The organism is Methylobacterium sp. AC690 (assembly GCF_979256535.1).
On the sequence record NZ_CEEDOX010000011.1, the window covers coordinates 52,070 to 76,981 of the forward strand.

Here is a 24,912-nt window from a genome sequence, read left to right on the forward strand (position 1 = left end):
GATGTCGAATGTCAGGATCTGGCGGAGGGAGCGGGATTCGAACCCGCGATACCGTTTCCGGTATACACACTTTCCAGGCGTGCGCCTTCAACCACTCGGCCACCCCTCCGGTCCCGTCGCCGCGTCTCGCAGCCGCCGGGGCGGCCGGGCTTCGCGATTGCGCCGGGAGGCGTCGTGTACAAGCGGCCTTGGCCGGGTGCAAGCCTCAGAACGGCAAAGCTGGCGATTCGCGCGAGATTTCGGCGCGGGGCCCACCCGCGCCGCCGCGGACCCGGGCCGTCGTTCTCAGATTCGCCGCTTTTGCAGCCGATGCGCGAGGGGTTCGCCTTCGGGCCCCGGGAGCTGTTCTCCGCCGTGATCCGCTTCGACAACGTGACCAAGGTCTACCGGACGGACGGGCATCGCCGGACGATCCTCGAGCGCGTCTCCTTCACGCTGAAGCCGGGCACCAGCTACGGCATCCTGGGGATCAACGGCGCCGGCAAGTCGACCTCCCTGCGCCTCCTGGCCGGCACCGAGATGCCCACGAAGGGCCGCGTGGTCCGCACCACGCGCGTGTCCTGGCCCCTGGGCTTCGCCGGCGGCTTCCACCCGGCCATGACGGGGCGCGACAACATCATCTTCGTGGCGCGCATCTACGGCGAGGATCCGCGCAAGGTGCTGGAGTTCGTGGAGGATTTCTCCGAGCTCGGCAGCTACCTCGACGTCCCGATCCGGACCTACTCGTCCGGCATGGGCTCGCGCCTGGCCTTCGGCATGAGCATGGCCATCCCGTTCGACTGCTACCTCATCGACGAGGTCACGGCGGTGGGCGATGCCCGCTTCCAGAAGCGCTGCGAGGAGGCCTTCGCGGCGCGCCGCGAGAATGCCGACGTGATCATGGTCTCCCACGGCATGGACACCCTGCGCACCTGGTGCCAGCAGGGCATCGTCATCATCAACGGGCGGGCGATCGTCTACGAGAGCATCGACGACGCCATCGAGGTCTATCGCCGTCTGAACGCGTGAGATGCGCCGGCCTGACCGCGGCCACGGTTTTGCCGCGGCGGCGGTGCAAAGGGTCTGATGGGGCGGCCTGGTGGCCGGACGACATGGAATACCGGGGCGCATGAGCATCGAAATCCGCAACCCGCAGGGACAGCCGCTGACCACGGCCGATCGCTCGAATGCGGTCGCCGAATCCCTCAAGCAGATCGCCCGCGTCTCGCGCTTCGCCGACCGCAAGAAGGGCATCCAATCCTACCAGAGCCACGTGAAGACGGATCCGCTGATCCCGGTCCTGTTCGTGGTCTGCTTCCTGCTCCCGACCCTGGCGGCCGTCGTCTATTACGGCCTAATCGCGTCGGACCGCTTCGTGATCGAGTCGCGCTTCGCCTTGCGGCCGGCCCTCGGCAACGTCGACAAGGCCTCGCCCGATCAGGTCGGCACCAATTCGGGCTCGCCGCTGAAGCAGATGGTGGCGCAGGACAGCCTGATCGCGACCAACTACATCCTCAGCCGGCCGATGATCGAGGCCATCGAGAAGACCTATCCCCTGCGGGAGATGTTCTCCCGGCCCGGGATCGACTTTTTCTCGCGCTTCAATCCCGAGAAGCCGATCGAGAAGCTGGTCAAGTACTGGCATGACCGGGTCCATACCAAGATCGAGTCCGGATCGGGCATCATCCTCCTGACGGTGAACGCCTTCGACCCGCAGGATGCTCTCAACCTCTCGAACGCGATCCTGGCCGAGAGCGAGCGCATGGTGAACGCGCTGAGCGGCCGGGCCCGTGAGGATGCCGTGCTGGAGAGCCAGCGCGAGCTCAAGCGGGCCGAGGAGCGGATGTTGAAGATTCGCACCGAGGTGGCGGCCCTGCGCAACCGCGACGGCGTCCTCGATGCGCAGAAGACCAACGAGAGCAACCTGAAGGTGCTCTCCGAGCTGCGGACGGCCCGCATCAACCTGGCGGTCCAGCTCATCCAGGGCCAGCGCGATCTCTCGCCGGAGACCCGCCGGATCCAGGACATGAAGGCCCAGATCAAGGACCTCGACGACAACATCGCGCGGATCGAGCGGCAATCCGCCAGCGAGGACCCGGAGCAGCGCCGCATCCTGGCGAACGCGCTCACCCGGTTCGAGGCCTACGACGCCGACCGCGCGGACGCGGAGAAGTACTTCACCAAGGTGCTGGCCGCGAACGAGCGCGCGCGCATCATCGCGGAGCGCCAGATCGAGTTCTTCAGCATGATCGTGGAGCCGGTGAAGCCCGAATCCTCCCAGGAGCCCCGTCGCCTCCTGATGATCAGCCTCATCGCCGGCGGCGCCGGACTGGCGTTCGCGCTCGCGGTGGTCACCCGCAAATACTTCGCCTGAGGCGGTTCGGCCGCCCGCGGGGGCGGCCGGCGGCCCAGTGTTAACCCTTCGCTAACCCTGCACTCGGCAAAACTTGCCGGGCCCCCGCACCTCGGGGGCATTGAGGGTGACGATGAGCGAGACGGCTGCCGCCGCGCCGGCTCCGGCGGGGGGTTCCGGGGGGAGCCTCGCACAGTTCGCGAGCTTCGCGATCCCGAACCGGGCGAACCTGAACGCGCTCTCCAAGCGCACGGACCTGTTCTTCGCCACCGCCGTGATGGGCATCCTCACGGTGCTCATCTTCCCGCTGCCGGCCTTCCTGCTCGACCTGCTGCTCGCGGTCTCGATCATCATCTCGGTGCTGATCATGATGACCGGGCTGTTCATCGACAATCCGCTCGAGTTCACGGTCTTCCCGACCCTGCTCCTGGTGGCGACGCTGCTGCGCCTCGCCCTGAACCTCGCCTCCACGCGCCTGATCCTCGGCCACGGCCACGAGGGCACGGCGGCCGCCGGCCACGTCATCGAGGCCTTCGGCAACTTCGTGATGGGCGGCAACTTCGTCATCGGGATCATCGTGTTCGCGATCCTCATCATCGTGAACTTCGTCGTCATCACCAAGGGTTCGGGCCGCATCGCCGAGGTCGCCGCCCGCTTCACCCTCGACGCGATGCCGGGCAAGCAGATGGCCATCGACGCCGACCTCTCGGCGGGGCTCATCGACGAGAAGGTGGCGAAGGCCCGCCGCGCCGCCCTGGAGGAGGAATCCTCGTTCTTCGGCGCCATGGACGGTGCCTCCAAGTTCGTCCGCGGCGACGCGATCGCCGCCCTGCTGATCACCTTCATCAACGTGATCGGCGGCATCATCATCGGCGTCGCCCAGCAGGGCATGCCGTTCCTGGGGGCGGCGAAGTCCTACACCCTGCTGACCATCGGCGACGGCCTCGCCTCGCAAGTCCCCGCCCTCATCGTCTCGACGGCGGCCGGCATCCTGGTCTCGAAGGCGGGCGTGAAGGGCTCGGCCGACAAGGCGCTGGGCAAGCAGCTCGCGAACTACCCCAAGGCGCTCGGCATGTCCTCGGGCGTCATGGTGCTGATCGCCCTCCTGCCCGGCATGCCGATGCTGCCGTTCCTCGCCCTGGCCGGGGCTTCAGGCTACGCCGCCTGGCACTTCGCCAAGGTCGCCCGCGAGGCGCCGCCGCTGGATGCCGACGGTGCGCCGATGGATGCCTCCGCGGTGGCCGCCGCCGCGGCCGCCAAGGAGGAGACGGTCACCGACCTGCTGAAGCTCGACGACCTCAAGCTCGAGATGGGCTACGCCCTGCTCGCCCTGGTCAACGGCCCCGAGGGACAGGATCGTCTCACGGACCAGATCAAGGCCCTGCGCCGCCAGCTCGCCGCGGAACTCGGCTTCGTCATGCCGTCGGTCCGGATCCTCGACAATGTCCAGCTCGACGCGAACGCCTACGTGGTCCGCGTCAAGGAGATCGAGGCCGGTACGGGACAGATCTTCCCCGGCCAGTTCATGGCGATGGACCCGATGGGCGGACAGGTGCAGCTGCCCGGCCAGCACATGCTGGAACCGACCTTCGGCCTGCCCGCCACCTGGATCGACGCCTCCCTGCGCGACCAGGCCCAGCTCAAGGGCTACACCGTGGTGGACGCCGCCACGGTGGTCTCCACCCACCTCACCGAGATCATCAAGGCGCACGTCTCCGAGCTCCTGAACCATGTCGAGGTCCAGAAGCTCCTGCGCGAGGTCTCGAAGGACCATGCCGACCTCCTCAAGGAGGTGATGCCGAGCCAGATCGGCACCACCGGCATCCAGCGCGTGCTGCAGTTCCTGCTGGCCGAGCGGGTCTCGATCCGTGACCTCGGGGCGATCATCGAGGGCATCGCCGAGGTCGCCGGCCACGTGAAGAACCCGCGGGATATCGTCGAGCATGTCCGCGCCCGCCTCGGCCGCCAGATCTGTGCCCAGTACCAGGGGCCGGACGGCATGCTGCCGATCATCACCCTGTCGCCGGCCTGGGAGCAAGCCTTCCTCGAGTCGATCGCGGGCGAGCGCGACGAGCGCTTCCTGGCAATGCAGCCCTCGAAGCTCTCCGAGTTCGTCAACACGGTGCGGGACCGCTTCGAGACGGCCGCCCGCATGGGCGAGATGCCCGTGCTGGTGACCTCGGTCCAGGCTCGGCCGTTCGTGCGCTCGATCATCGAGCGCTTCCGGCGCGAGACGCCGGTGATGAGCCAGGCGGAGATCCATCCCCGTGCCCGGCTCCGCACCGTCGGTTCGGTCTGAGAGGCGACCCGGCGCTCGGGAGAGAGGCCGGTCCCGCGAACGAACCGCAGGGCCGCGGGCCGGTCCGGCAAGCTCGCGGGCACGCGCGGCCGCGCTCTCGCTCATGGCCAAGCTTCATGGCCAAGGTCATGGCCAAGCCGTGGACGTGGCGCTCGTCGACCCTGTCGGCCGAAGGAATCGGGGAAGCGATCGGGATCGCGCTGCGCCCGGGCCGTTCTCAACCGCGCCGGGCCCGACGCGCGATCTGCACGGAAGCCGAAGATTTCGCCTCGGGTCCCCTGAACGGACGCCGGCCGCTCCGAACCGGTCGTGCGTCTCCGATCTCTCCCGAAGAACGGCTCAGACCGGCTTCTTCTCCATGCGGCGCTCGAGGGCATGGGCGTCGAGGCCGGGCGCGGTCAACGGCGCCTCCGGGGAGGCCGGGTCGTGGGGCTTGTCCCGCAGGGCCGAGGCGAGGCGGTTGCGCTCGTAGAGGAGCACGACCACCACCGAGATCAGGAACGGGAGCCAGAAATAGAACAGCCGGAAGACCAGCAGCGCGGCGATCACCGACGGCCGGGCGATGTCGGGCATCGCCACCACGAAGACCAGCTCGAACACCCCGAGGCCGCCGGGGGCATTCGACACCAGGGCCGCCGAGAACGAGGCGAGGAAGACCGCGAGCACGACGAGGAAGCCGGGGTTCCCGGCCTCCGGCAGGGCGAAGTAGATGATGCCGGCGGCGCCGAGCAGCTCGAGCGGAGCCGCGATGAGCTGGCGGCCCATGATGCGCGGGCGGGGATATTCGAGCTTGAACTTGCGGATCGTCAGCGGCTTCAGGTGCAGCAGCGAGCCGGCCACGTAGAGGGCGACGAAGGCCAGGAGACCGGCGCCGAGGATGCGGGCGGTGGCGGGGTCCGTCAGGACCGCCGGAAGGTAGCCGTTGAGGCGCGTCAGGGTGTCGGGCAGGACGGTGAGCACGAAGCCGCCGAGCAGGATCGTGCCAAGGCCGAAGGTGAAGGAGCAGAGGGCGACCAGCACCGCGACCTGGGCCGCGGAGAGGCCCTTGGCGGTGTAGGCCCGGTAGCGCACCACGGCCCCGGAGAACACCGAGGCACCGATGTTGTGGGAGAGCGCGTAGGTGGTGAAGGAGCAGACCGAGACGAAGAACAGGGAGATGTGGTTCACGCCGAGGTGCAGCAGGGCGATCCGGTCGTACCAGGCCAGGGCCGCGTAGGCGACGAGGGTCGAGAGGCCGGCGAGCAGGAAACGGTGCACCGGGATCGCGGCGAAGCTGCCCTTGATCTCCGCCATGGAGATGCCGGCCAGCTCCTTGTAGAGCAGGTAACCCGAACCGATCACGGCGGCGAGGCCGATGATCGGCCAGATAAAATCGCTGATCTTCTTCATGGTGGTTCGGCGCGCCCCTGTTCGGGCCCTCCCTGCACGACGATGCGCTGCATCGCAAGCAAGGTTCCGCGCGGCCCCGGCAGGGACGGCTCTTCCCACGGGATCATGACGGTTTCGTGCCGGTCGCCGCGGGGGCGCCGGCACGTTCCCCGGGTCAGGCGCGGATGCGCGAGAGGCCGATTCCGTCCATGGCGGCCTGGTCGCGGGCCGCTTCGGCGACGCGCTCGGCGCTGCGCTCGCGGTCGTCGAGGATCTCGATCTTCTTCAGGTCCTCGAAGGCTTCGCCGAGCTCGGCCTTGGCCTCGGCGAGCTGCCCCTCGAGGGCGGCGGCCGACTGGCGCATGTTGTCCCGGCGGGTGGCGGCGGCCCGGGCATAGGTCGGGTAGGCGAAGTGGGCCGGATCGGTGATGCCGGCGCGGCTCTCCTCATGGGCGACCTCGCGGTCGAGCTCCAACGCCATGCGGGTGAAGTCCGCCTTCATCATCTCGATCTGCGTCACGCGGCGACGCTTCTCGTCGACCTGGAAGCGTCGCAGCCGGATCAACGTGTCACGGGATTTCATGGGCGGGTTCACTCCACGCAACGCACGGCTCGCCGGTGCGCGACTGGCCGCGCCCCGGGCCCGGCATCGGGAGAGGAAGCCGGGGCGTCCCCTCAGGGAGCGCCGACGATCTCTGCCAGGCGACGGTAACCCTCGCCGATCGAAGTTGCTTCTTCCTTACCCTGACCCAGAAAAGCCTCCATTTCGGGCATCAGCGCGATCGCCTCGTCCACTTCCGGCGAGGCGCCGGCCCGGTAGGCGCCCAGACGGATCAGCTCCTCCATGTCGGCGTAGGTGGAGAGCAGGCGCCGGGCCCGGCGCACCGTCGGCAGGTGCGCGGGGTCGCAGGCGCGGGGCATGGTGCGGGAGACCGAGCGCAGGACGTTGATCGCCGGATAGCGCCCGCGCTCGGCGATGCCGCGCTCCATCACGATGTGCCCGTCGAGGATGCCCCGGACCGCGTCGGCCACGGGCTCGTTGTGGTCGTCGCCCTCGACGAGGACGGTGAACAGGCCGGAGATCGCCCCCTGCCCCGTCCCGGGCCCGGCCCGCTCGAGGAGCCGCGGCAATTCGCTGAAGACGGTGGGGGTGTAGCCCTTGGCGGTGGGCGGCTCGCCGGCCGCGAGGCCGATGTCGCGCTGGGCCATGGCGAAGCGGGTGATCGAATCGATCATGCACAGGACCTGCGCGCCCTGGTCGCGAAAATACTCCGCCATCGCCAGGGTGACGTAGGCGGCGTTGCGGCGCATCAGGGCGGGCTCGTCGGAGGTGGCCACCACCACCACGGACCGGGCGAGGCCGGCGGCGCCGAGGTCGTCCTGGAGGAACTCCTGCACCTCGCGTCCGCGCTCGCCCACGAGGCCGATCACCGCCACGTCGGCGGCGGTGTAGCGGGCGAGCATCGACAGCAGCACCGACTTGCCGACGCCGGAGCCGGCGAAGATGCCCATGCGCTGGCCGGCGCACATCGTCAGGAAGGTGTTGATGCAGCGGATGCCGAGGTCGAGGGGGGGACCGACCCGCTGCCGGGCATGGGCCGGGGGCGGATCGGCCCGCAGGGGATAGATCGCCGGCCCGGGGGGCAGCGGCCCCAGGCCGTCGATGGGCCGGCCGAGGGCATCGATCGTCCGGCCGAGCCAGGCCGCGGAGGGACGCACCGCGCCCGCGGCCTCGTCCCGCACCAGGGCCGGACAGCCGCGCCGCACCCCCTCGAGAGAGCCGAAGGGCATGGCCAGGGCCCGGTCGCCCTGGAAGCCGATGATCTCGCAGGGCACGGCGCCGAGGCCGTTCTCGACCGCGATGTCGAGGCGTCCGCCGAGGCGCATGGCCGCCACCGGACCCGCCACCTCGATCAGCAGGCCGCGAATCGCCACGACCCGTCCGTAGGTCTCCAGGACCTGAATTCCCGCGAGGGCACTGCGCGCGTCAGCCAGGCGCAAGCGTCCGACGCTAGGATTGCGATCGGTCATCGATGCGTCTCTCAACCATTCGTTTACCTCCCTCCTTAACACTGTGTGCATCGGGGTTGTAGCGCGCCGCCGGTTCGGTCCGGGTCGTAAAAAATTTCCGTCCGGTCGATGACATTCCGGTGTCGTTGTTCGGAAGAGACAGCGCGCAACAAGTCCAAGCGGGCAAGGCACTTAGGGAACGCTGCGAAGGTTTCGCATCGCGCCGGGAGGCGGTCGAACGAGAACAGACCGTCAACGGTTCGAAGCGTGGCCGGACCGGAGATCCAATTGGGTGCTTGCGTCCGTGAAACAGGGTTTGTTAACGATTAACGAATAGCGTTTCACGTCATTGACGAATGAGCGTTCGCCACGGGCCGGTGGCGAGCGGACGGCGGGGGCTTGCCCATACGCTGCACACGGCCGGCTGGGCTGGGGACCGACGATGCGGGTACTTCTGATCGAGGACGACAGCGCGACCGCGCAGAGCATCGAGCTGATGCTCAAGTCCGAGAGCTTCAACACCTACACCACCGATCTCGGTGAGGAGGGGATCGATCTCGGCAAACTCTACGACTACGACATCATCCTGCTCGACCTGAACCTGCCCGACATGTCGGGCTACGAGGTGCTGCGGAATCTCCGCGTCGCCAAGGTGAAGACCCCGATCCTGATCCTGTCCGGCATGGCCGGCATCGAGGACAAGGTGAAGGGCCTCGGCTTCGGCGCCGACGACTACCTCACCAAGCCCTTCCACAAGGACGAGCTCGTCGCCCGCATCCACGCGATCGTCCGCCGCTCGAAGGGTCACGCCCAGTCGGTGATCACCACCGGCGACCTGATCGTGAACCTCGACCAGAAGACCGTCGAGGTCTCCGGCAGCCGCGTGCACCTGACCGGCAAGGAGTACCAGATGCTGGAACTCCTCTCGCTGCGGAAGGGCACGACGCTGACCAAGGAGATGTTCCTCAATCATCTCTACGGCGGCATGGACGAGCCCGAGCTGAAGATCATCGACGTCTTCATCTGCAAGCTGCGCAAGAAGCTCGCCAACGCCTCCTCGGGCAAGAACTACATCGAGACCGTCTGGGGCCGCGGCTACGTGCTGCGCGAGCCCAACGAGGGCGAAGAGCGGATCGCCGTCTGAACCTCCGGTCGGACGGCGAAACGGCCCCGCGCGAGCGGGGCCTTTTTTGTTTGTGCGGGATCCCACGCTCCTGCGACTCCGGCGCCCCCTCCCCCGCGCGGCGTCGACCGCCCAAAGACAATGGCGCGGACTTTCGCCCGCGCCACGTGCCGTCACCGAGATCCGCGGAGGCCGGTCAGAGGCCGACCACCCGGCGCATCGCCGGGGCGACGGCCGCTGCCGGCGTGATCGCCACGGCGGCCGGGGTGAGCACCGGCAGCGGCCGGGCTTGCGGCGCGAGGGCTGCGCCGGCCTGGTTGTACAGGCCCCGGTGCTTGGCGTTCGGCACGAGTTTCTCGGTCAGGCCGATCACCGTCTCGGCGGCCCCCAGGAGCAGCGCGCCGTCGGCCGCCAGGCTGTTGCTGAGGCGGGCCAGCACGTCGCCCTTGGTCGGCGCATCGAAATAGATCAGCACGTTGCGGCAGTAGATGATGTCGAACGTGCCCAGCGAATCGAACGGCTGCAGCAGGTTGAGCGGGCGGTAATCCACCATCTGCCGCAGGCTGGCGGAGATGCGCCACTGCTCGCCGACCTGCTCGAAGTGCTTGATCAGCGACTGAACGGGCAAGCCGCGCTGGACCTCGAAGTGACTGTAGAGCCCCGCCTTGGCCTTCTCCAGCACCTCGGTCGACAGGTCGGTGCCGATGATGTCGACGGTCCAGCCGGAGAGCCGCGGGGCGGCGTCCTGCAGCATCATCGCCAGGGAATAGGGTTCCTGGCCGGTGGAGGCGGCAGCGCACCAGATCCGCAGGCGGCGCTGCGCCGCCCGGCGGGCCATGGCTTCCGGGAGCAGCACGTCGCGGAACAGGTCGAACGGCGTGCGGTCGCGGAAGAAGAAGGTCTCGTTGGTGGTCATCGCCTCGACCACCGCCCGCTCCATCGCGAGGTCGCGGCCGCCCTTCAGGGCCGTCACCAGTGCACCGAGATCGGCGAGGTTGAAGCGCCGGCAGATCGGTCCGAGGCGGCTCTCCACCAGGTACCGTTTCTCGCCGCTGAGCGCGAGACCGGAGCGGGTCTTCAGGTAGGCGCGCAGGAAATCGAATTCGACGTCGGTCATGCGCCCTGCCCCGTCAGAAGATTGCGCAACGCCGGTCCGATCTCGCCGAGGGGCAGGATCGCCTGGGCGAGTCCCGCCTTGGCGATGCTGCCGGGCATGCCCCAGACGGTGCTGGTGGCCTCGTCCTGGGCGAGTACCGCCGCCCCGGCCTCCGTCAGCGCCCGGGCCCCGCCGGTTCCGTCCGAGCCCATGCCGGTGAGGACGACGGCCAGGGCTGCGGCACCGAAGATCGCGGCGGCATCCTGGAACAGCACGTCGACGGCGGGCCGGCAGAAATTCACCACCGGTCCGTCATGCAACCGGATGGTGACGTCCTGGCGGCTTCCGCCGAGGCCCATGTGGCGCCCACCCGGCGCCACGTAGATCCGGCCGGGCTGCAGGCGCTCGTCGGCCTTGCCCTCGGCGGCCGGCAGGCCGGTGCGGACGCCGAGATGCTCGGCGAAGACCGCGGTGAAGACCGGCGGCATGTGCTGCACGATGAGGACCGGAAACTGGCGCAGCGTGGCGCTGCCGATCTTCTCCAGGACCTCGCCTACGGCGCGGGGGCCGCCGGTGGAGGCGCCGATGAGCAGGACGCGGGGCGCGACGCCGGTGCGGGCCTTCGGCCGCAGCACCAGGGGCGCGGTCGGGCGCAGGGCCGAGACCGGCGCGGGCGCCGGCATTCCGGGCGAGACGGGGATCGGGGCGCCGGAAGCGCCGCGCTTGCGGGCCCGGGCGGAGCCGAAGATGCGCACCCGCTCGATCAGGTCGGTCCGGAAGGCGTCCGAGGTGGTCACGCCCCGGTTGCTCTCGGGCTTGGGGATGTAGTCGACGGCCCCGAGGGCCAGGCAGCGCAGGGAGATGTCGGCGTTGCGGGTGGTCAGGGTCGACATCATGATGACCTGGACGCCGGGGCTCTTGGCGAGCAGCAGCGGCAGGGCCTGGGTGCCGTCGAGTTCCGGCATGTCGATGTCGAGGAGGATGACATCGGGGTCGTGGCGCGACATCGCTTCGAGGGCGATCCGGCCGTTGGCCGCCGTGGCGACGACCTCGTAGCCGGCCTCGCCGATCCAGCGGGCGACCAGCCCGCGCACCACCGCCGAATCGTCTGCGATCAGGACCCGGACCCGCTGCCCCGCGAGCGGCGGCGGCGCGGCATGGGTCGACGCGAAGGTCGGTGCGGTGGCGGCCATCATGGATTTCACGCTGTGAGCGACGCGGAGGAACGGTCGGGGGAGGAACTGGCCCCGGACGGGGCGGTGATGCCCGGTCCAGGTCCGCGTCAGGCCGCGTCGGCTTCGGTGGCGAAGCCGACTTGCGCGAGCTTCGCCGTGACGATGTCGCGGTCGAAGGGTTTCATGATGTACTCGTCGGCGCCCGCATGGAGGGCGCGGGCGATGGCGCCGACGTCGTTCTCCGTGGTGCAGAACAGGACCTTGGGCTTCTCGCCGCCCGGGGATTTCCGCAGGGCGCGCAGGAAGTCGTAGCCGTCCATGGTCGGCATGTTCCAGTCCAGCAGGATCGCGTCCGGCATGGTCTTGCCGCAGGCGCTCAGGGCCTTCTCGCCGTCCTCGGCCTCGCCGACCTCGAAGTTCATGGTCTCGAAGATGCGGCGCGCCACCTTCCGGATGACGGCGGAGTCGTCGACGATGAGGCAGGTTTTCATCGGACCCTTCTCCTTGCGATGGGGCTCAGGCCGCGCCGGCGGTGCGGGCGTTCGTCCCGAAGGCGAGGAGCGCATCGACGTCGAGGATGACGAGGAGGCGGCCGTCGAGGCGATGGACGCCGAGGGTGAGATCGCGCCAGCGGGCATCGAGGTTGATCGGCACCGGCTCGTGGGTCTCGGCCCCGAGCTTGAGCACCTCGCCGACGCCGTCGACGATGAGGGCGAAGGTCTCGCCACCCTGTTCCAGGCCGATCGCCATCTGGGCGCTGTCCCCGGTGCGGGGCGCCATGCTGAGGCGGCGGCGCAGGCACAGGGCGGTGACGACGCGACCGCGCAGGTTGAGCAGCCCGACGATCTCCGGCGGGGCGAGCGGCACCGGCGTCACGCCGGCGGGGATGAAGACGTCGTGGACCCGGTCGATGGCGAGACCGAACATGGTCTCGCCGACGAACACGGTGACGAAGTCGTGGGTGCCGACGGTTTCCGCGGCGTTGGTGTTGGCGGCCTGCATCATGGGCGTGGACTCCGAAGGGGGCGGGCCGGTCAGGCGGCGACGGCGAGGCTGGCGACGTCGAGCTCGGCCAGGGCCGAGATCAGGCCGCTGCGGTCGAACTTCGCCACGAGGTCGGCGATCCCGAGCGTCCGCGCCCGCTCGATGGCCTCGGCCCCGATGGTGCCGGAGAGGCCGATGACGGGAAGCCCGGCGACGCGGCCTTCCACCTTGCGCATGGCGCCCACGAGGTCGAAGCCGTTGCGGCCGGGCATCTCGAGGTCGCACACCACCACGTCGATCCGGCCGTTGGAGAGCAGGGTCGCCACCGCCTCATCGGCGCTGGCCGCGGTGATCACGCTGTAGCCGGCGGCCTTCAGGACCGGGCTCAGCATCTCGCGGAAGAAGGCCGAGTCGTCGACCAGGAGGAGCGTGGAGCTGCGCTTGACCGTCTTCTTGGGGCCCCGCGCCCAGTCGTCGTAGGCGAGCGGCAGGAAGTGGGCGATGTTGATGATCTCGGTGGCGCGGCCGCGCAGGACGGCGGAGCCGATGAGGTCCGAGCGGTCGGCGGAGATCTCGACGTCGAGGCGCTCCTCGACGATGTCGACGATCTCGTCGACCACGAGGCCCATGGCGCGCTCGCCGTCGGAGAACACCACCAGGGCCTGGGTGCCGGAGGTGCGGATCTCGATCGACGGATCGGCGGGGACCAGCGGCATCAGGCGGCCGCGGTACTGGATCAGCGGACGGCCGCCGACCCACTCGACCTTGGCCGATTCGATCTCCTCCAGGCGGGTGACCAGGGAGAGTGGCACCGCCTTGTAGCTGCCCGCACCGCCCTTGAAGACGAGGAGCGTCGCCTTGGCGTCAGCCGCCTCGACCTCCTCGACCTCGGCCTCGACCGGGATGGCGCCGGACTGCGAGCCCTGGCTGACCTGCTGGGCGATGCCGTTCGGATCGACGATCAGCACCACGGCGCCGTCGCCCAGGATGGTGTTGCCGGCGAAGAGCGGCAGGTGGCGCAGCTTGGAGGACATCGGCTTCACGACGATCTCCTCCGTGTGGAAGACCTCGTCGACGAGGATGCCGAAGCGCTGGCGGCCGACCTGGGCGACCACCACGAAGCCGGAATCGACGGCATCGGCGGCCTGGTCCTGGCCGAGCACGCCCGTGAGGGTGACGATCGGCAGGAGGCGCTCGCGCAGGCGCAGCACCGGGGAGCCGTTGATGCGCTCCACCTTCTGCGCCGTCGCCTTGTCGACCCGCACCAGTTCGAGCACCGCCACCTGCGGCACCGCGAAGCGCTGCTCGCCGGCCTTGACGATGAGGGCGGCGATGATCGCCAGGGTGAGCGGGATCTTGATGGTGAAGGTGGTGCCGCGGCCGAGCTGCGTGTTGATGTCGATGACACCGCCGATGAGCTCGATGTTGGTCTTGACCACGTCCATGCCGACGCCGCGGCCGGAGACCGAGGTGATGGCGGCGGCGGTCGAGAAGCCCGGATGGAAGATGAACTTCGCCACCTGGGCGTCGGTCATCCGCTCGACCTCGGCCTGGCTCGCGATCTTGCGCTCGACGGCCTTGCGGCGGATGGCGGCCAGATCGAGGCCCTTGCCGTCATCGGCGATCTCGATCGTGATCGTGCCGCCCTCGTGGTAGGCGGAGAGGCGGATCGTGCCGCGCAGCGGCTTGCCGGAGGCCTTGCGGTCGGCGGCCGACTCGATGCCGTGATCGGCCGAGTTGCGCACCATGTGGGTGAGCGGGTCCTTGATGACTTCGAGGACCTGGCGGTCGAGCTCGGTCTCGGCGCCGCTCATCACGAGCTCGATCTGCTTGCCGAGTTCCGACGACAGGTCGCGCACCACGCGCGGCAGCTTCTGCCAGGCGTTGCCGATGGGCTGCATGCGCGTCTTCATGACGCCTTCCTGCAGCTCGGCCGTCACGTGGCTGAGGCGCTGGAGCGGAACCTTGTAGGTCGAGTCGTCGTGCCGGCGGGCGATCTCGAGGAGCTGGTTGCGGGTCAGCACCAGCTCGGACACCATCGTCATCAGGTGTTCGAGGGTGTCGACGTTGACGCGAATGGTCTGGACCTTCGCGATGCCGCCCTCACCCTCGGGGGCGGCAGGCGCATCGGCGGATTTCGCGGGTGCCTCGTGGGCCTTAACGGGCATCGGGGCGGGCGCCTCGCGCACCGGCTCGGGTGCCGCGGCGGCGACCGGCTCCGGCGCGGGAGCGGGAGCGACGTCGAACGGATCGGGACCCTCGGCCTCCATGAAGGCGCGCTCGAGATCCTCGAGGGTGACTTCGCCGGGCTTCAGTTCGCGCACGACCGGGTCGGGCAGCTTGATGTCCGCGACGGGCGCGGGGACGGGCGCGGCGGGGGCGATCGGGGCGGAGGCCATCTCCTCCAGGGCGCCGATGAGATCATCGTCGCTGCCGGCCGGCTCGGAGCCGGTGGCCTCGAGGTCGCCCAGGATCGCCTTGAGGCGGTCCAGGGTGACGAGGATGAGGCTGACCGCGGGGCCGGTGACCGGCATGCCGTCGCGGAACTGACCCATCAGGGTCTCGGCGGCGTGCGCCAGGGCTTCCAGGCGCGGAAGGCCGAGGAACCCGCAGGTGCCCTTGATGGTGTGGACGAGGCGGAATATGTTCCGCAGGATCGTCTGATTGTTCGGATCCTGTTCGAACCGGACGAGCTCGGCATCGACCGTGTCGAGGTGCTCGGCACTCTCGGTCAGGAACTCACGCAACAAGTCGTCCATGACGGGTACTCAGTCCATACGCGCACTACAGTCTGTGCAGGACCGACTTTGCCCCCTAACCGGTTAGGGAAGGGTTTCACCGCGGACGATAAAGCGGGAGATCGCGACTATATTCGTCGATCTCCCGTCGATGAGCCGAAACGTGGCTCGGTTCAGGCCAGCGCCGTCTCCGGCGGCTCCGAATCCGACGGACGATCGGCCTCCGGCTCCGCGGGCGCCTGGGCCGGCGCCTCCGGGATCGCGGCGGCCGTCGGGGTCGCCGTGATGGTCACGGTGTCGCCCTCGATCGCGAAGCGCACGTCCATCGCCGCCGCGCGGGCGACGAGGCCGGCATAGAACGGCAGGATGCCGTGCGCGTCCACGGTGCCGTTCTCGGGCGTCCCGGCGATCATATCTTCCACGTGGGCCGGGATGCGGGCGTGCGAGCCCTTGCTCTTGAGCACGAGGCTCGGCGCCTCGCCGTCGCCCTGCACCACCACGTCGATGAGACCGCCGCGCGGGATCGCGCTCTGGGCGATCATCACGAGGTTGAGCAGGAGCTTGACCTTGTTCTTCGGGTAGAGCGCCTGCGGTGCGCTCCAGGCGAGCTGCGTCTTGTCGTCGACAAACATCCCGCGCGACACCTTCTCGGCGTCGGCGAGGTCGATGGACGCACCCGCCGAGCCGGCGGCGCCGAAGGCGATGCGGGCGAATTGCAGGCGGGCCGAGGCCTGGCGCGCGCTCTTGGCGATCAGCTCCAGGGCGAATTCGCGCATGGAGGTGTCGCTCTCGTCCTCCAGGACCTCCAGTCCGTTCACGATCGCGCCGACGGGGCTGATCACGTCGTGGCAGACCCGTGAGCACAGGAGGGCGGACAGATCGAGGGCGTCGAGATTGAGGGGGGTCATGGTGCGCTCCGCGCAGGCGTTTCGGGGCCGCGTCCGGTCGTGAACGGCACCGATAGACGGCGCCGGAAGCTTTGAAAAGCACCCGGACCGTTCGCGATCCGGGTCGACAAGGGCCGGTGGCGCGGGCATCATAGTGCCCATCATGTCGATCGATGCGCCGACGCGCGACCGTATTGCGGCTACCTTGATGGAAATTGCCTGCCGGGCGGGCGAGATCCTGAAGCGGCATCACGGGGGCGACTGTCCGCACGTGCTCAAGCCCGACGGCTCGCCGGCAAGTCAGGCGGATGCCGAATCCGAGGACTTCATCCTGGCGGAACTGGCCCGATACTGGCCGGGCATTCCCGTGATCGCCGAGGAATCGTCCTACGACCAGCCGCCGGCGCCGCTCTTCTTCCTGGTCGATCCCCTCGACGGCACCCGGGACTTCCTCGCCGGCAACGCGGAATACAGCGTCAATATCGGCCTGATCGCGGGCGACCGCCCGATCGCGGCGGCCCTGGCCGCCCCCGGCCTCAACCGGGTCTGGGGTGCGGGCGGGCAGGCTTACGAGGCGGAGATCCGGGACGGACATCTCGGCGAGCGCCTGCCGATCGCGGTGCGCCCGAGGCCGGACCAGGGGCTGGTGGCCCTGCGAAGCAACCGGCACGGCGACACCGAGACCGAGGCCTGTCTCGGCGCGCTCCGGGTCGGGGCGACCCGCTCGGCGGCCTCGGCCCTGAAGTTCTGCCTCATCGCCGCCGGCGAGGCCGACATCTACGTGCGCTGCGGCCCGACAATGGAATGGGATACGGCGGCCGGCGACCACATCCTCACCGTGGCGGGCGGCTGCGTCGTGGCGCCCGCCGGCCGGCCGATGACCTACGGCCATTACACCCGGAGCTACCGCAACGGCCCCTTCGCCGCCCTCGGTGACGCGAGCTATGCGGCCAACCTCGTCCTGCCCGAGCGCAGTCCCTCCACGCGCCCCGCCGAGCGGCACGCGCCGCAGGACGAGCGCCGGATCTGATCGCCGGGCGCGGTCAGTCGGGGAAATTCCGCTCGATCTGATCCTTCAGCGTCGGCCAAAGCAGTTCCGCCTCCGCGGCGAGGTGCGGCTCGGCGACGAGGCGCAGCCGGTGCGCGTCGCTGCGGCAGAGGTAGAGCCGGTCCGTCCCGTCCGGGCCCGGCAGGCGGGCATAGACCAGGGGGTCGGTGTCCACGAGGCGGCCCGCGAGGACGCCGATCGGATCGAAGCCGCCGAGGCGGGGCGCGTAGGCGGCCGGGTCTTCGCGAAAGGCTTCCCGGTTCGCGGCGCGCGCGAAGCGCCACGTCCGCCTGTCCCAGAGGAACTCGTAGGCCGGTCGGCCCGCCTCGGGACCGTCGAGGAAGTAGCTGACGGCGTCGAACCCCGCGAGGGCGATCCGGCCCCCGGGCAGCCGCGGCAGGGTCGCGGCGCCTGCGCCGGTGGCGTGCAGCCCGCCGGCCGCGGCGACGCGAAGCAGGTGACGGCGCGTTAACCACATGTTGCTTTGTTTCGCATCATGATCGCCGCGTATCGAGACGCACCGGCCCCGGCCGGAACGGTCTCTAGGATGACAGTCCGGTCCATAGCGCGGTCTCGGTTAGCAAGACGATAGCGCCCTCGGGTGGGTGTCGGCAGACAGGAGGGACGAGGCATGACGTCGAACCATCGGGCCCTCCGCGCCCGTCCATCGCAGGAGCCCGCGACCCGGCGCAGCATCGTCGGCGCGTTGGCAGGCGCCCTCCTCCTCGGCGTCTCGTCCCGCGCCCTCGCGGTGAGCGACGGGGCGCCCGGCAAGTTCCGTCCCGAGGAGCTGGTCGACAACGGCCACCGCTTCTTCGGCTCGATGTCCCGCGGCCTCGCCCAGCTGGTGGAGGAGGCGACCCGGCGCTGGGGTGAGCCCAACGGCTACATTCTCGGCCAGGAAGCGTCCGGCGCCATCGTGGGCGGCGTTCGCTACGGCGAGGGGACGCTCTACACCCGCAATGCCGGGCAGCGCCGCGTCTATTGGCAGGGCCCCTCCATCGGCTTCGACGTCGGCGGCGACGGCGACCGCACGATGATGCTGGTCTACAACCTGCCCGCCGTGTCGGGCCTCTATCGCCGCTTCGGCGGCGTCGACGGTTCCGCCTACCTCGTCGGCGGCTTCGGGATGACGGCGGTGACCGCCGACGACATCGTCGTGGTACCGATCCGCACCGGGGTCGGCGCCCGCCTCGGCATCAATATCGGCTATCTCAAGTTCACGGCGAAGCCGACCTGGAATCCCTTCTGATTCGCGAGGCGGCCGGGGTGTGTCCCCGGGCGTCTTGCCCATCCCGGGGGGACATGGGCTAAACAAGCCGACGAGGGTCGACGGCCAGGTCCGTCGTCATTGTCGTCCACGGCGTGTTGAGCGAGCGTTTCCGCGTGATCGAAACCGTGATGATCTTCGCGCTCGGCTTCCTGGCTGCGAGCCTGTGCGCCCTGTTGCTTCTGCCGGCCGTGAACGCCCGGGCCGCCCGCTTGTCGGAGCGCCGCATCGCGGCCCGCCTGCCCCTCTCGATCTCGGAAGTCGCCGCCGAGAAGGATTACCTGCGCGCGCAATTCGCCGTGGCCCAGCGGCGCCTGGAGCGGAAGGTCGAGGCGGTTCAGGCCCATCGCCACGCCGATCTCGCCGCCATCGGCACCCGGACCATGGAGGCCGCCGCCCTCACGCGCACGATCGAGGCGCGCGACGCCACGCTGAGCGAGCGCGAAGCGGTCCTGGCCGCGACCCGCGCCACCCTCAGCGACGTGGAGCGCGACCTGGAAGCGGCCCGACAGGACACCGCGCTGGGCCTCGCCACGCTGCAGGTGCTCGAGCAGGCGCATCAGGAGGTGCTCGACGACCTGATCGCGGCCCGGTCCGCCCCTGCCCCGGCGGATGCCGCCAGCCTTCCCGCCGCGCCCCGTTCCGAGGTCCCCGACCTGACCGCGACCCTGGTCGCCGAGCGCGAGACCCTGCGGGCCAGCCTCACGGCGGCCGAGGACGCCCTGGCCGAGGTGATGGCGCGCCGCGAGGGCGAGGCCGCCGATCTGCGCCGCCGGATCTCTGATGTGGCCGACAGCCTGATGCAGCGCGACCGGCTTCCGCCCGCCGCAGCGTTCACGATTCCGGCCCGCTCCAACTGAACGCGATGCGGGGGTCGAACCCGGCGCGTCATGTGCGCCGGAAAACGCCGCGGACGTTGCACGGACGGGAAAACGCGGCGTAGAAAGCGGCCTGACCACGCGGCGACCATCCGCGCGCCATGTTTCGACCATCTCGGCGCTTCATCGGATCGCCCATTCCCCTGTTTCTTGAGACGGACCGCGCCCCCTATGGCCCTTAAGCTCACGTCGCTTGCCTTCCTCCTCGCTGCCACGGCCTCGATCGCCCCGGCGATCGCCCAGCCCGCGGCCCAGCCGCAAGGGGCCGCGACCGCCCCTCAGACGAAGCGCGGGAACGAGACCCTGAAGAAGTACTGCACCGGCGACTACCTGACCTATTGCGGCAATCTCGCCACCGATGATCCGGCCCTCGACAAGTGCTTCCAGACCAACTGGACCAAGCTCTCGGAGAACTGCCGTCGCGCCATCGACGTCTACCAGAAGACGGACGGCAAGAAGAAGGGCTGAGGCCTAACCCGACGCCGCGCGGGACAGCGTAGCCGTTTCGCTCGCATCGCCGAGCCGCAACGGCTATGCTGCCCGCCATCGCGTTCCGGATCGCAAGCGTTGATGTTCTTCCCTGCCCGCCCCCTGTCGACGATCGCCGCGATCGGCCTGATCGCGCTGTCCGCTTCGGCCTGTGGCCGGCGTGGCGCCCTCGAGCCGCCGCCCGGCACGGCCGCGGCGCGCTCGGTGGCGCGCCCCGGTCTGCCCGGCGTCGCGAGTCCGCGGGCGCTGCCCCAGAGCGTCGGCCTCGGCGGCGGCGCGGCGACCCCTGAGCCGGACGCGGTCCGGGCCGGGGACGAACTCGACACCCTGGCGGTGCCGGGCTCGGGTGCCGAGGCGCCGGTGAAGACCACCCGCGGCGCCAAGCGCGGCTACGTCGTGCCCAAGGAGCCTTTCCTGCTCGATCCGCTGCTGTAGAAGCGGGTCACCACAGCCCTCTCCCCGGCCTCGTGCGGGAAGGCGCGCCCGCCCGGACGCGCCGCGCGCAGGCCCGAAATCCCCGGGCGGGATGCCCGCAGGCAGGCCGATGCATCACTTCCACTATCGCGACGGTCGTCTCCGGGCCGAGGATGTCGACCTGACCGCGCTCGCCGAGACGGTGGGAACGCCGTTCTACTGCTACGCGACCGCCACGCTGGAACGCCACTACGAGGTCTTCGCCAAGGCTTTCGGCGAGGACGACGCCCTCGTGTGCTTTGCCATGAAGGCGAACTCGAACCAGGCGGTGCTGGCGACCCTGGCCCGCCTCGGCGCCGGCATGGATATCGTCTCCGAGGGTGAGTTGCGCCGGGCGCTGGCCGCGGGCGTCGATCCGCAGCGCATCGTCTTCTCAGGCGTCGGCAAGACGCAGGCGGAGATGGCGGCGGCCCTGAAGGCCGGCATCTTCTGCTTCAACGTCGAGAGCGAGCCGGAGCTGGCCCAACTCTCCGCCGTAGCGACCAGCCTCGGGCTGACGGCGCCGATCTCCATCCGGGTCAATCCGGACGTCGATGCCGGCACGCACGCCAAGATCTCGACCGGCAAGTCCGAGAACAAGTTCGGGATCCCGATCGGCCGAGCCCGGGCCGTCTACGCCCAGGCGGCAACGCTACCGGGCCTCGCGATTTCCGGCGTCGACATGCATATCGGCAGCCAGATCACCGATCTGGCCCCCTTCGACCACGCCGCCGGCCTCCTGGCCGGGTTGGCCCGCGAGCTCATGGCGGAGGGGCATCCGCTCCACCACATCGATTTCGGCGGGGGCCTCGGCATCCCCTACCGCGACGACAACGCGCCGCCGCCGGAGCCGGCGGCCCTGTCGGCGATCCTGCGCCCGCACTTCGCGCCGCTCGGCCTGCGTCCGGTCTTCGAGATCGGCCGGATGATCGCCGGCAACGCCGGCATCCTGGTGACCCGCGTGATCTACGTGAAGCGCACCGAGGGCCGGACCTTCGTCATCGTCGATGCGGCGATGAACGACCTGATCCGCCCGACCCTGTACGACGCCTACCATGGCCTGCGGCCCGTTAAGGAACCCACGACCGAGACGCCGCGCCTCGTCGCCGACGTGGTCGGGCCGGTCTGCGAGAGCGGCGACTACATCGCGCTCGCCCGGGAGATGCCGGAGGTCGCCCCGGGCGACCTCATCGCGGTGATGAGCGCCGGCGCCTACGGCGCTGTCCAGGCGGGGACCTACAATTCCCGCCTCCTCGTGCCGGAGGTGCTGGTGCGCGGCGGCGAGGCCGCTATCGTGCGTCCGCGCCAGAGCTACGAGGACCTGATCGCCCTCGACCGGATGCCCGACTGGCTCAGCCCGCAGGGCTGACCCTCAGGCGGCGAGTTCGCCCTCGATGCGCGCGACCGCCTCGCCCGGAACGTCCAGGGCCTCGGCGAGACGCTTGAGGAACTCGCGCTCCTGCAGCGTGTCCGCCAGGACGGAGAGCCGCACCGCGGAGTAGATCCGCGTGGCCTGCTCGGGCGTGTTCACCGCATCGGTGATGGTGTCGAGATCGACCGGATCGGCGATCTCCGCCTCCAGCCAGGCCGCGCCGTCCTTGGCGAGGCCGGAGGCCTGAACCGCAGCGTCGAGGCGTTGACGCTCGTCCTTGTCGATCATCCCGTCGGCCAGGGTCGCGGCCACCATGGCGCGCAGCATGAGCCGGGCTTCGTCCTCGTTCACGACGGGCGCGGCGGGCGCCGGGGCGCTCTCGGGCGTGATGGGCCCGCGCAGGGCCCGGGCGGCGAGGCCCGCCACCAGGGCGAGGCCGCCGAGAGCCGCACCGGCGGCGAGCGGGCCGCGGCGCGTGCGCACGAGGGCATCGACGAGGGGCTTCACATCGACCATGGCGGACATCCTTCCAACGCGCTGAACGTGAGGCTGCAACACGCGAGGGACGCGGCGGGTTCAGATCACGGACCGGACGTCGCCGGACCGGAGAGGGATTCGGGCCTGGGATGATTTGACCCCGTCGCGTGGCGCCCGCACCATGCTAGCCTTGCGCGAAAGCGCGACGCCGATGCGGCGCGCGAGGAGCGAGATACGATGGGCGAGGCCGACCCGGCGACCTCCACGAGCAACGGGCCAGAGCAGGGCACCGGCGGTGCTGTGCTGAGCCGGCGGCTCGACCGACTGGTCGCCCGCTCGCAGGCGGCCGGCCTCTGGGAGCGCGCCTGGCCGATCCTGTGGCGCGGCCTCGGGCTGATCCTGGCGTTCCTTGCCCTGTCCTGGCTCGGGCTCTGGCTCGACTTGCCGCCGCTCGGCCGCGTCGCCGGCCTCCTGCTCTTCGCCCTGGCGCTGGTCGCCGCGCTCCTGCCGCTGGCCCGCCTGCGGCGCGACACCCGGCGCGAGGCCCTGGCGCGGATCGATCGCGCGGCCGCAGCCATGGGCGGGACGCTGTCCCACAATCCCGCCTCCTCCATCGAGGATACGCTCGCGGTCGGCACCGCCGACCCGGCGACGCGGGCGCTCTGGGCGCTGCATCAGGCCCGCGCGGCCGAGGCCGTGGCCGGGCTGAAGCCCCCGCCGCCCCGGCCCGCCATGGCACGGCGCGATCCCTTCGCGCTGCGGGCCGGGCTGATCGTCGCGGCCGTGGCCAGCCTGTTCGTGGCCGGCGCGGAATGGCGTTCCCGCATCCTCGGCGCCTTCGACTGGCAGGCGCCGCCCCCGCCCGGTCCGACCTTCCGGGTCGACGGCTGGATCGATCCGCCCCTCTACACCCGGCTGCCGCCCCTGGTGGTGACGATGAACGGCGAGCAGCAGCGCCTGCGCGCGCCCGTCAACGCAACCCTGATCGTTCGGATCGCCGGCCAGGGCGACGCCGTCCTGACGCCGAATGCCGGCTTGAAAGCCCTGCCCGGCAAGCCGCCCCATGCGGACCTGCGCGAGGACCGGTTCCAACTGACCGGCGGCGTCGCCGACCTGACCGTGACGGCGGGCGGCACGACGCAGCATCTCCTGGTCGAGACCATCCCCGACACGGCGCCCGAGGTGGAGCGTATCGGCGCCCTCGAGGTGAATGCCCGCGGGACCTTCAACCTGACCTACCGCGCCAAGGACGATTACGGCATCGCGTCGGCCGAGGGTGTGGTGGAGCCCCTGGCCCATGCCCGCGCGCTGGTGCCGCCTCCGCGGATCTCCCTGGCCCTGCCGGCGGATGCCACCGGCGAGCACGACACCAAGACCCTGGTCGACCTCACCGACAATCCGTGGTCCGGCGCCCGGGTGCGCCTGACTTTGGTGGTGAAGGACGAGGCCGGGCAGGAGGGACGTACCGCCACCGCCGAGGTGACGCTGCCGGCGCGGGTCTTCACCCAGCCGCTGGCGCGCGCGCTGGCCGAGGAACGCCGGCGCCTGATCACCGCGCCCGACGACAGCCGCGGCCGGGTCCAGACCGCCCTCGACGCGCTCCTCATCGCGCCCGACACCTTCACGCCGCAGGCCAGCATCTTCCTCGGGCTCAAGGCCGCCTCGCGGCGCCTGAAGGCCGCGCGGAGCGACGCGGCGCTGATGGAGGTCGCCGAACTCCTCTGGGAGATGGCGCTGAAGATCGAGGACGGCGATCTCTCGGATGCCGAGAAGAGCCTTCGCTCCGCCCAGGACAACCTGAAGCAGGCGATCGAGCGCAATGCGCCGGACGAGGAGATCAAGAAGCTGACGGAGGACCTGAAACAGGCCCTCGACAAGTTCATGAAGGGCATGGCCGAGCGCCAGCGCAAGGACGGGAAGCCCCAGGCCGAGAAGAGTCCGCCGAACGCGAACGCCAAGACGGTGACGCCGGACGACCTCAACAAGATGCTGAACGACATGGCCGAGGCCATGAAGCGCGGTGACACGGCCGAGGCCCAGCGCCTCCTCGACCAGCTCCGCGAGATCCTCGAGAATCTCCAGACCGCGGAGCCCGGCGGCAAGTCCGATCCCAACAGTCGCGAGATGAGCAAGCAGGCCGATGAGCTCGACAAGCTCTCCCGCGAGCAGCAGGACCTGCGCGACGAGACCTTCAAGGACGGGCAGGACAAGCGCGGCCAGCAGGGCCAGGGTCCGCGCGGCCAGCGCCCGCAGCGCGGTCAGCCCGGCCAGCAGGGCGACGGCCAGAAAGGCCAGCCGGGACAACAGGGCCAGGGCCAGCAAGGACAAGGGCAGCAGGGACAAGGCCAGCAGGGCAAGGGTGAGCAGGGCCAGAAGGGCGAGGGCCAGAAGGGCGGTGCCGGCCAGCGCCAGCAGGCCCTCCGCGAGCGCCTGGAGAACCTGCAGCGCGGCATGAAGGACCTCGGCATGCAGGGCGAGGAGGGCCTGTCGGACGCCGAGGAGGCGATGCGCGAGGCCGAGGGCGCCCTCGGCCAGGGCAAGGACGGCGAGGCGGTCGACGCCCAGGGCCGGGCCCTGGACGGCCTCAAGCGGGGCGCCGAAGGCATGCAGAAGCAGATGCAGGAAATGGCCGAGGGCGAGGGCGAGGGTGAGGGCGAAGGAAAAGGCGAGGGCGAGGGAGGCGAGAAGCCGAGCCAGCAGGGCCAGGCCGGCAACCGCGACGACGATCCCCTCGGCCGCCCGACCAAGGGCCGCGACATGACCAACGGCAATGCCCGGGTGCCGACGGCCGACGAATCCGCCGTGCAGCGCACTCGGCGCATCATGGAGGAGCTGCGGCGCAAGCTCGGCGACCCGAGCCGCCCGCGCGAGGAGCTCGACTACTTCGAGCGCCTCCTGCGCCGCAACTGACGC

General features: G+C 70.1%; 22 protein-coding genes and 1 tRNA gene. 11 read left to right on the top strand and 12 right to left on the bottom strand.

The genetic code is table 11. The annotated features are described in order from the left end of the window. Window positions 1–19: 19 nt before the first annotated feature. A tRNA-Ser gene (locus AC0IY1_RS14090) sits at window positions 20–109 on the bottom strand. Window positions 110–354: 245 nt separating this feature from the next. Between AC0IY1_RS14090 and AC0IY1_RS14095 the strand changes: the two genes are divergently transcribed. The 3 genes from AC0IY1_RS14095 (at window position 355) to flhA (ending at window position 4,631) form a co-directional block, all read left to right on the top strand. Next, window positions 355–1,008 carry an ABC transporter ATP-binding protein gene (locus AC0IY1_RS14095; protein ID WP_055953674.1) on the top strand — a complete coding sequence of 218 codons (654 nt, stop codon included), beginning with the start codon at window positions 355–357 and terminating at the stop codon, window positions 1,006–1,008. A 100-nt stretch (window positions 1,009–1,108) separates the two neighbouring features. Further along, window positions 1,109–2,353 (top strand): KpsE/RkpR family capsule polysaccharide export protein, encoded by a 1,245-nt coding sequence (locus tag AC0IY1_RS14100; protein ID WP_055952056.1) that lies wholly within the window; start codon window positions 1,109–1,111, stop codon window positions 2,351–2,353. Window positions 2,354–2,465: 112 nt separating this feature from the next. Next, window positions 2,466–4,631 (top strand): flagellar biosynthesis protein FlhA, encoded by a 2,166-nt coding sequence (gene flhA / locus AC0IY1_RS14105; RefSeq protein ID WP_471770288.1) that lies wholly within the window; start codon window positions 2,466–2,468, stop codon window positions 4,629–4,631. Window positions 4,632–4,970: 339 nt separating this feature from the next. Here the strand turns inward: flhA and AC0IY1_RS14110 are convergent, their stop codons facing one another. From AC0IY1_RS14110 to fliI, 3 genes are all read right to left on the bottom strand, one after another. Continuing rightward, window positions 4,971–6,020: a putative bifunctional lysylphosphatidylglycerol flippase/synthetase gene (locus AC0IY1_RS14110; RefSeq protein ID WP_055952051.1), complete on the bottom strand. Its 1,050-nt coding sequence runs from the start codon at window positions 6,018–6,020 to the stop codon at window positions 4,971–4,973. Between the two features lie 154 nt (window positions 6,021–6,174). Then, a complete protein-coding gene (fliJ, locus tag AC0IY1_RS14115; protein WP_055952048.1) occupies window positions 6,175–6,582 on the bottom strand; it encodes a flagellar export protein FliJ in 408 nt (135 codons plus the stop codon). A gap of 92 nt (window positions 6,583–6,674) precedes the next feature. Then, the gene (gene fliI / locus AC0IY1_RS14120) at window positions 6,675–8,030 is read right to left on the bottom strand and encodes a flagellar protein export ATPase FliI (protein ID WP_471770290.1); all 1,356 of its coding nucleotides are present in this window, start codon (window positions 8,028–8,030) and stop codon (window positions 6,675–6,677) included. A 421-nt stretch (window positions 8,031–8,451) separates the two neighbouring features. On the opposite strand from fliI, the gene ctrA reads away from it, so the two are divergent. Continuing rightward, window positions 8,452–9,153 (top strand): response regulator transcription factor CtrA, encoded by a 702-nt coding sequence (gene ctrA, locus AC0IY1_RS14125; protein WP_019903129.1) that lies wholly within the window; start codon window positions 8,452–8,454, stop codon window positions 9,151–9,153. Window positions 9,154–9,328: 175 nt separating this feature from the next. Here the strand turns inward: ctrA and AC0IY1_RS14130 are convergent, their stop codons facing one another. The 6 genes from AC0IY1_RS14130 to chpT form a co-directional block, all read right to left on the bottom strand. Next, complete coding sequence (locus tag AC0IY1_RS14130; RefSeq protein ID WP_471770291.1) at window positions 9,329–10,249, bottom strand: CheR family methyltransferase; 921 nt, start codon at window positions 10,247–10,249, stop codon at window positions 9,329–9,331. Then, window positions 10,246–11,424, bottom strand: coding sequence for a protein-glutamate methylesterase/protein-glutamine glutaminase (locus tag AC0IY1_RS14135; RefSeq protein ID WP_055952039.1), 1,179 nt, complete (start codon window positions 11,422–11,424; stop codon window positions 10,246–10,248). Before AC0IY1_RS14135 ends, AC0IY1_RS14130 begins: the two co-directional genes overlap by 4 nt. An 86-nt stretch (window positions 11,425–11,510) precedes the next feature. After that, window positions 11,511–11,894: a response regulator gene (locus AC0IY1_RS14140; RefSeq protein WP_055952036.1), complete on the bottom strand. Its 384-nt coding sequence runs from the start codon at window positions 11,892–11,894 to the stop codon at window positions 11,511–11,513. A 25-nt stretch (window positions 11,895–11,919) separates the two neighbouring features. Beyond that, entirely contained in the window at window positions 11,920–12,405 is a 486-nt protein-coding gene (locus tag AC0IY1_RS14145) for a chemotaxis protein CheW (protein WP_055953670.1), read from the bottom strand. 32 nt (window positions 12,406–12,437) lie between these two features. Next, window positions 12,438–15,146: a hybrid sensor histidine kinase/response regulator gene (locus AC0IY1_RS14150; RefSeq protein WP_471770293.1), complete on the bottom strand. Its 2,709-nt coding sequence runs from the start codon at window positions 15,144–15,146 to the stop codon at window positions 12,438–12,440. A 152-nt stretch (window positions 15,147–15,298) separates the two neighbouring features. Beyond that, entirely contained in the window at window positions 15,299–16,033 is a 735-nt protein-coding gene (gene chpT / locus AC0IY1_RS14155; protein ID WP_055952030.1) for a histidine phosphotransferase ChpT, read from the bottom strand. A gap of 142 nt (window positions 16,034–16,175) precedes the next feature. Between chpT and AC0IY1_RS14160 the strand changes: the two genes are divergently transcribed. Further along, on the top strand, window positions 16,176–17,042 hold the full coding sequence (locus tag AC0IY1_RS14160) for a 3'(2'),5'-bisphosphate nucleotidase CysQ family protein (protein WP_471770294.1): 867 nt from the start codon (window positions 16,176–16,178) through the stop codon (window positions 17,040–17,042). Window positions 17,043–17,055: 13 nt separating this feature from the next. Here the strand turns inward: AC0IY1_RS14160 and AC0IY1_RS14165 are convergent, their stop codons facing one another. Continuing rightward, entirely contained in the window at window positions 17,056–17,538 is a 483-nt protein-coding gene (locus tag AC0IY1_RS14165; protein ID WP_471770296.1) for a YHS domain-containing (seleno)protein, read from the bottom strand. Window positions 17,539–17,691: 153 nt separating this feature from the next. On the opposite strand from AC0IY1_RS14165, the gene AC0IY1_RS14170 reads away from it, so the two are divergent. The 5 genes from AC0IY1_RS14170 (at window position 17,692) to lysA (ending at window position 21,519) form a co-directional block, all read left to right on the top strand. Further along, on the top strand, window positions 17,692–18,312 hold the full coding sequence (locus AC0IY1_RS14170; RefSeq protein ID WP_471770298.1) for a DUF1134 domain-containing protein: 621 nt from the start codon (window positions 17,692–17,694) through the stop codon (window positions 18,310–18,312). A gap of 134 nt (window positions 18,313–18,446) precedes the next feature. Continuing rightward, the gene (locus AC0IY1_RS14175) at window positions 18,447–19,190 is read left to right on the top strand and encodes a hypothetical protein (RefSeq protein ID WP_471770300.1); all 744 of its coding nucleotides are present in this window, start codon (window positions 18,447–18,449) and stop codon (window positions 19,188–19,190) included. A 189-nt stretch (window positions 19,191–19,379) separates the two neighbouring features. Continuing rightward, a complete protein-coding gene (locus AC0IY1_RS14180; RefSeq protein ID WP_055952021.1) occupies window positions 19,380–19,676 on the top strand; it encodes a hypothetical protein in 297 nt (98 codons plus the stop codon). A 102-nt stretch (window positions 19,677–19,778) separates the two neighbouring features. Further along, on the top strand, window positions 19,779–20,132 hold the full coding sequence (locus AC0IY1_RS14185) for a hypothetical protein (protein WP_055952018.1): 354 nt from the start codon (window positions 19,779–19,781) through the stop codon (window positions 20,130–20,132). A 109-nt stretch (window positions 20,133–20,241) separates the two neighbouring features. Continuing rightward, entirely contained in the window at window positions 20,242–21,519 is a 1,278-nt protein-coding gene (gene lysA, locus AC0IY1_RS14190) for a diaminopimelate decarboxylase (protein ID WP_103708856.1), read from the top strand. 3 nt (window positions 21,520–21,522) lie between these two features. Here lysA and AC0IY1_RS14195 read toward each other — a convergent pair whose 3' ends face one another. Then, a complete protein-coding gene (locus AC0IY1_RS14195) occupies window positions 21,523–22,038 on the bottom strand; it encodes a DUF533 domain-containing protein (protein WP_471770302.1) in 516 nt (171 codons plus the stop codon). Between the two features lie 198 nt (window positions 22,039–22,236). On the opposite strand from AC0IY1_RS14195, the gene AC0IY1_RS14200 reads away from it, so the two are divergent. Further along, on the top strand, window positions 22,237–24,909 hold the full coding sequence (locus AC0IY1_RS14200) for a TIGR02302 family protein (RefSeq protein WP_471770303.1): 2,673 nt from the start codon (window positions 22,237–22,239) through the stop codon (window positions 24,907–24,909). Window positions 24,910–24,912 lie beyond the last annotated feature (3 nt).

What these genes read in the sequence shown, in the direction of transcription:
- AC0IY1_RS14145 (WP_055953670.1), bottom strand. Translation starts at nt 12,405, where the DNA reads ATGCAGGCCGCCAACACCAACGCCGCGGAAACCGTCGGCACCCACGAC.
- AC0IY1_RS14100 (WP_055952056.1), top strand. Translation starts at nt 1,109, where the DNA reads ATGAGCATCGAAATCCGCAACCCGCAGGGACAGCCGCTGACCACGGCC.
- AC0IY1_RS14180 (WP_055952021.1), top strand. Translation starts at nt 19,380, where the DNA reads ATGGCCCTTAAGCTCACGTCGCTTGCCTTCCTCCTCGCTGCCACGGCC.
- chpT (WP_055952030.1), bottom strand. Translation starts at nt 16,033, where the DNA reads ATGACCCCCCTCAATCTCGACGCCCTCGATCTGTCCGCCCTCCTGTGC.
- lysA (WP_103708856.1), top strand. Translation starts at nt 20,242, where the DNA reads ATGCATCACTTCCACTATCGCGACGGTCGTCTCCGGGCCGAGGATGTC.
- AC0IY1_RS14135 (WP_055952039.1), bottom strand. Translation starts at nt 11,424, where the DNA reads ATGATGGCCGCCACCGCACCGACCTTCGCGTCGACCCATGCCGCGCCG.
- AC0IY1_RS14195 (WP_471770302.1), bottom strand. Translation starts at nt 22,038, where the DNA reads ATGGTCGATGTGAAGCCCCTCGTCGATGCCCTCGTGCGCACGCGCCGC.
- fliJ (WP_055952048.1), bottom strand. Translation starts at nt 6,582, where the DNA reads ATGAAATCCCGTGACACGTTGATCCGGCTGCGACGCTTCCAGGTCGAC.
- AC0IY1_RS14130 (WP_471770291.1), bottom strand. Translation starts at nt 10,249, where the DNA reads ATGACCGACGTCGAATTCGATTTCCTGCGCGCCTACCTGAAGACCCGC.
- AC0IY1_RS14160 (WP_471770294.1), top strand. Translation starts at nt 16,176, where the DNA reads ATGTCGATCGATGCGCCGACGCGCGACCGTATTGCGGCTACCTTGATG.
- AC0IY1_RS14165 (WP_471770296.1), bottom strand. Translation starts at nt 17,538, where the DNA reads ATGTGGTTAACGCGCCGTCACCTGCTTCGCGTCGCCGCGGCCGGCGGG.
- flhA (WP_471770288.1), top strand. Translation starts at nt 2,466, where the DNA reads ATGAGCGAGACGGCTGCCGCCGCGCCGGCTCCGGCGGGGGGTTCCGGG.
- ctrA (WP_019903129.1), top strand. Translation starts at nt 8,452, where the DNA reads ATGCGGGTACTTCTGATCGAGGACGACAGCGCGACCGCGCAGAGCATC.
- AC0IY1_RS14150 (WP_471770293.1), bottom strand. Translation starts at nt 15,146, where the DNA reads ATGGACGACTTGTTGCGTGAGTTCCTGACCGAGAGTGCCGAGCACCTC.
- AC0IY1_RS14140 (WP_055952036.1), bottom strand. Translation starts at nt 11,894, where the DNA reads ATGAAAACCTGCCTCATCGTCGACGACTCCGCCGTCATCCGGAAGGTG.
- AC0IY1_RS14170 (WP_471770298.1), top strand. Translation starts at nt 17,692, where the DNA reads ATGACGTCGAACCATCGGGCCCTCCGCGCCCGTCCATCGCAGGAGCCC.
- AC0IY1_RS14200 (WP_471770303.1), top strand. Translation starts at nt 22,237, where the DNA reads ATGGGCGAGGCCGACCCGGCGACCTCCACGAGCAACGGGCCAGAGCAG.
- AC0IY1_RS14110 (WP_055952051.1), bottom strand. Translation starts at nt 6,020, where the DNA reads ATGAAGAAGATCAGCGATTTTATCTGGCCGATCATCGGCCTCGCCGCC.
- AC0IY1_RS14185 (WP_055952018.1), top strand. Translation starts at nt 19,779, where the DNA reads ATGTTCTTCCCTGCCCGCCCCCTGTCGACGATCGCCGCGATCGGCCTG.
- fliI (WP_471770290.1), bottom strand. Translation starts at nt 8,030, where the DNA reads ATGACCGATCGCAATCCTAGCGTCGGACGCTTGCGCCTGGCTGACGCG.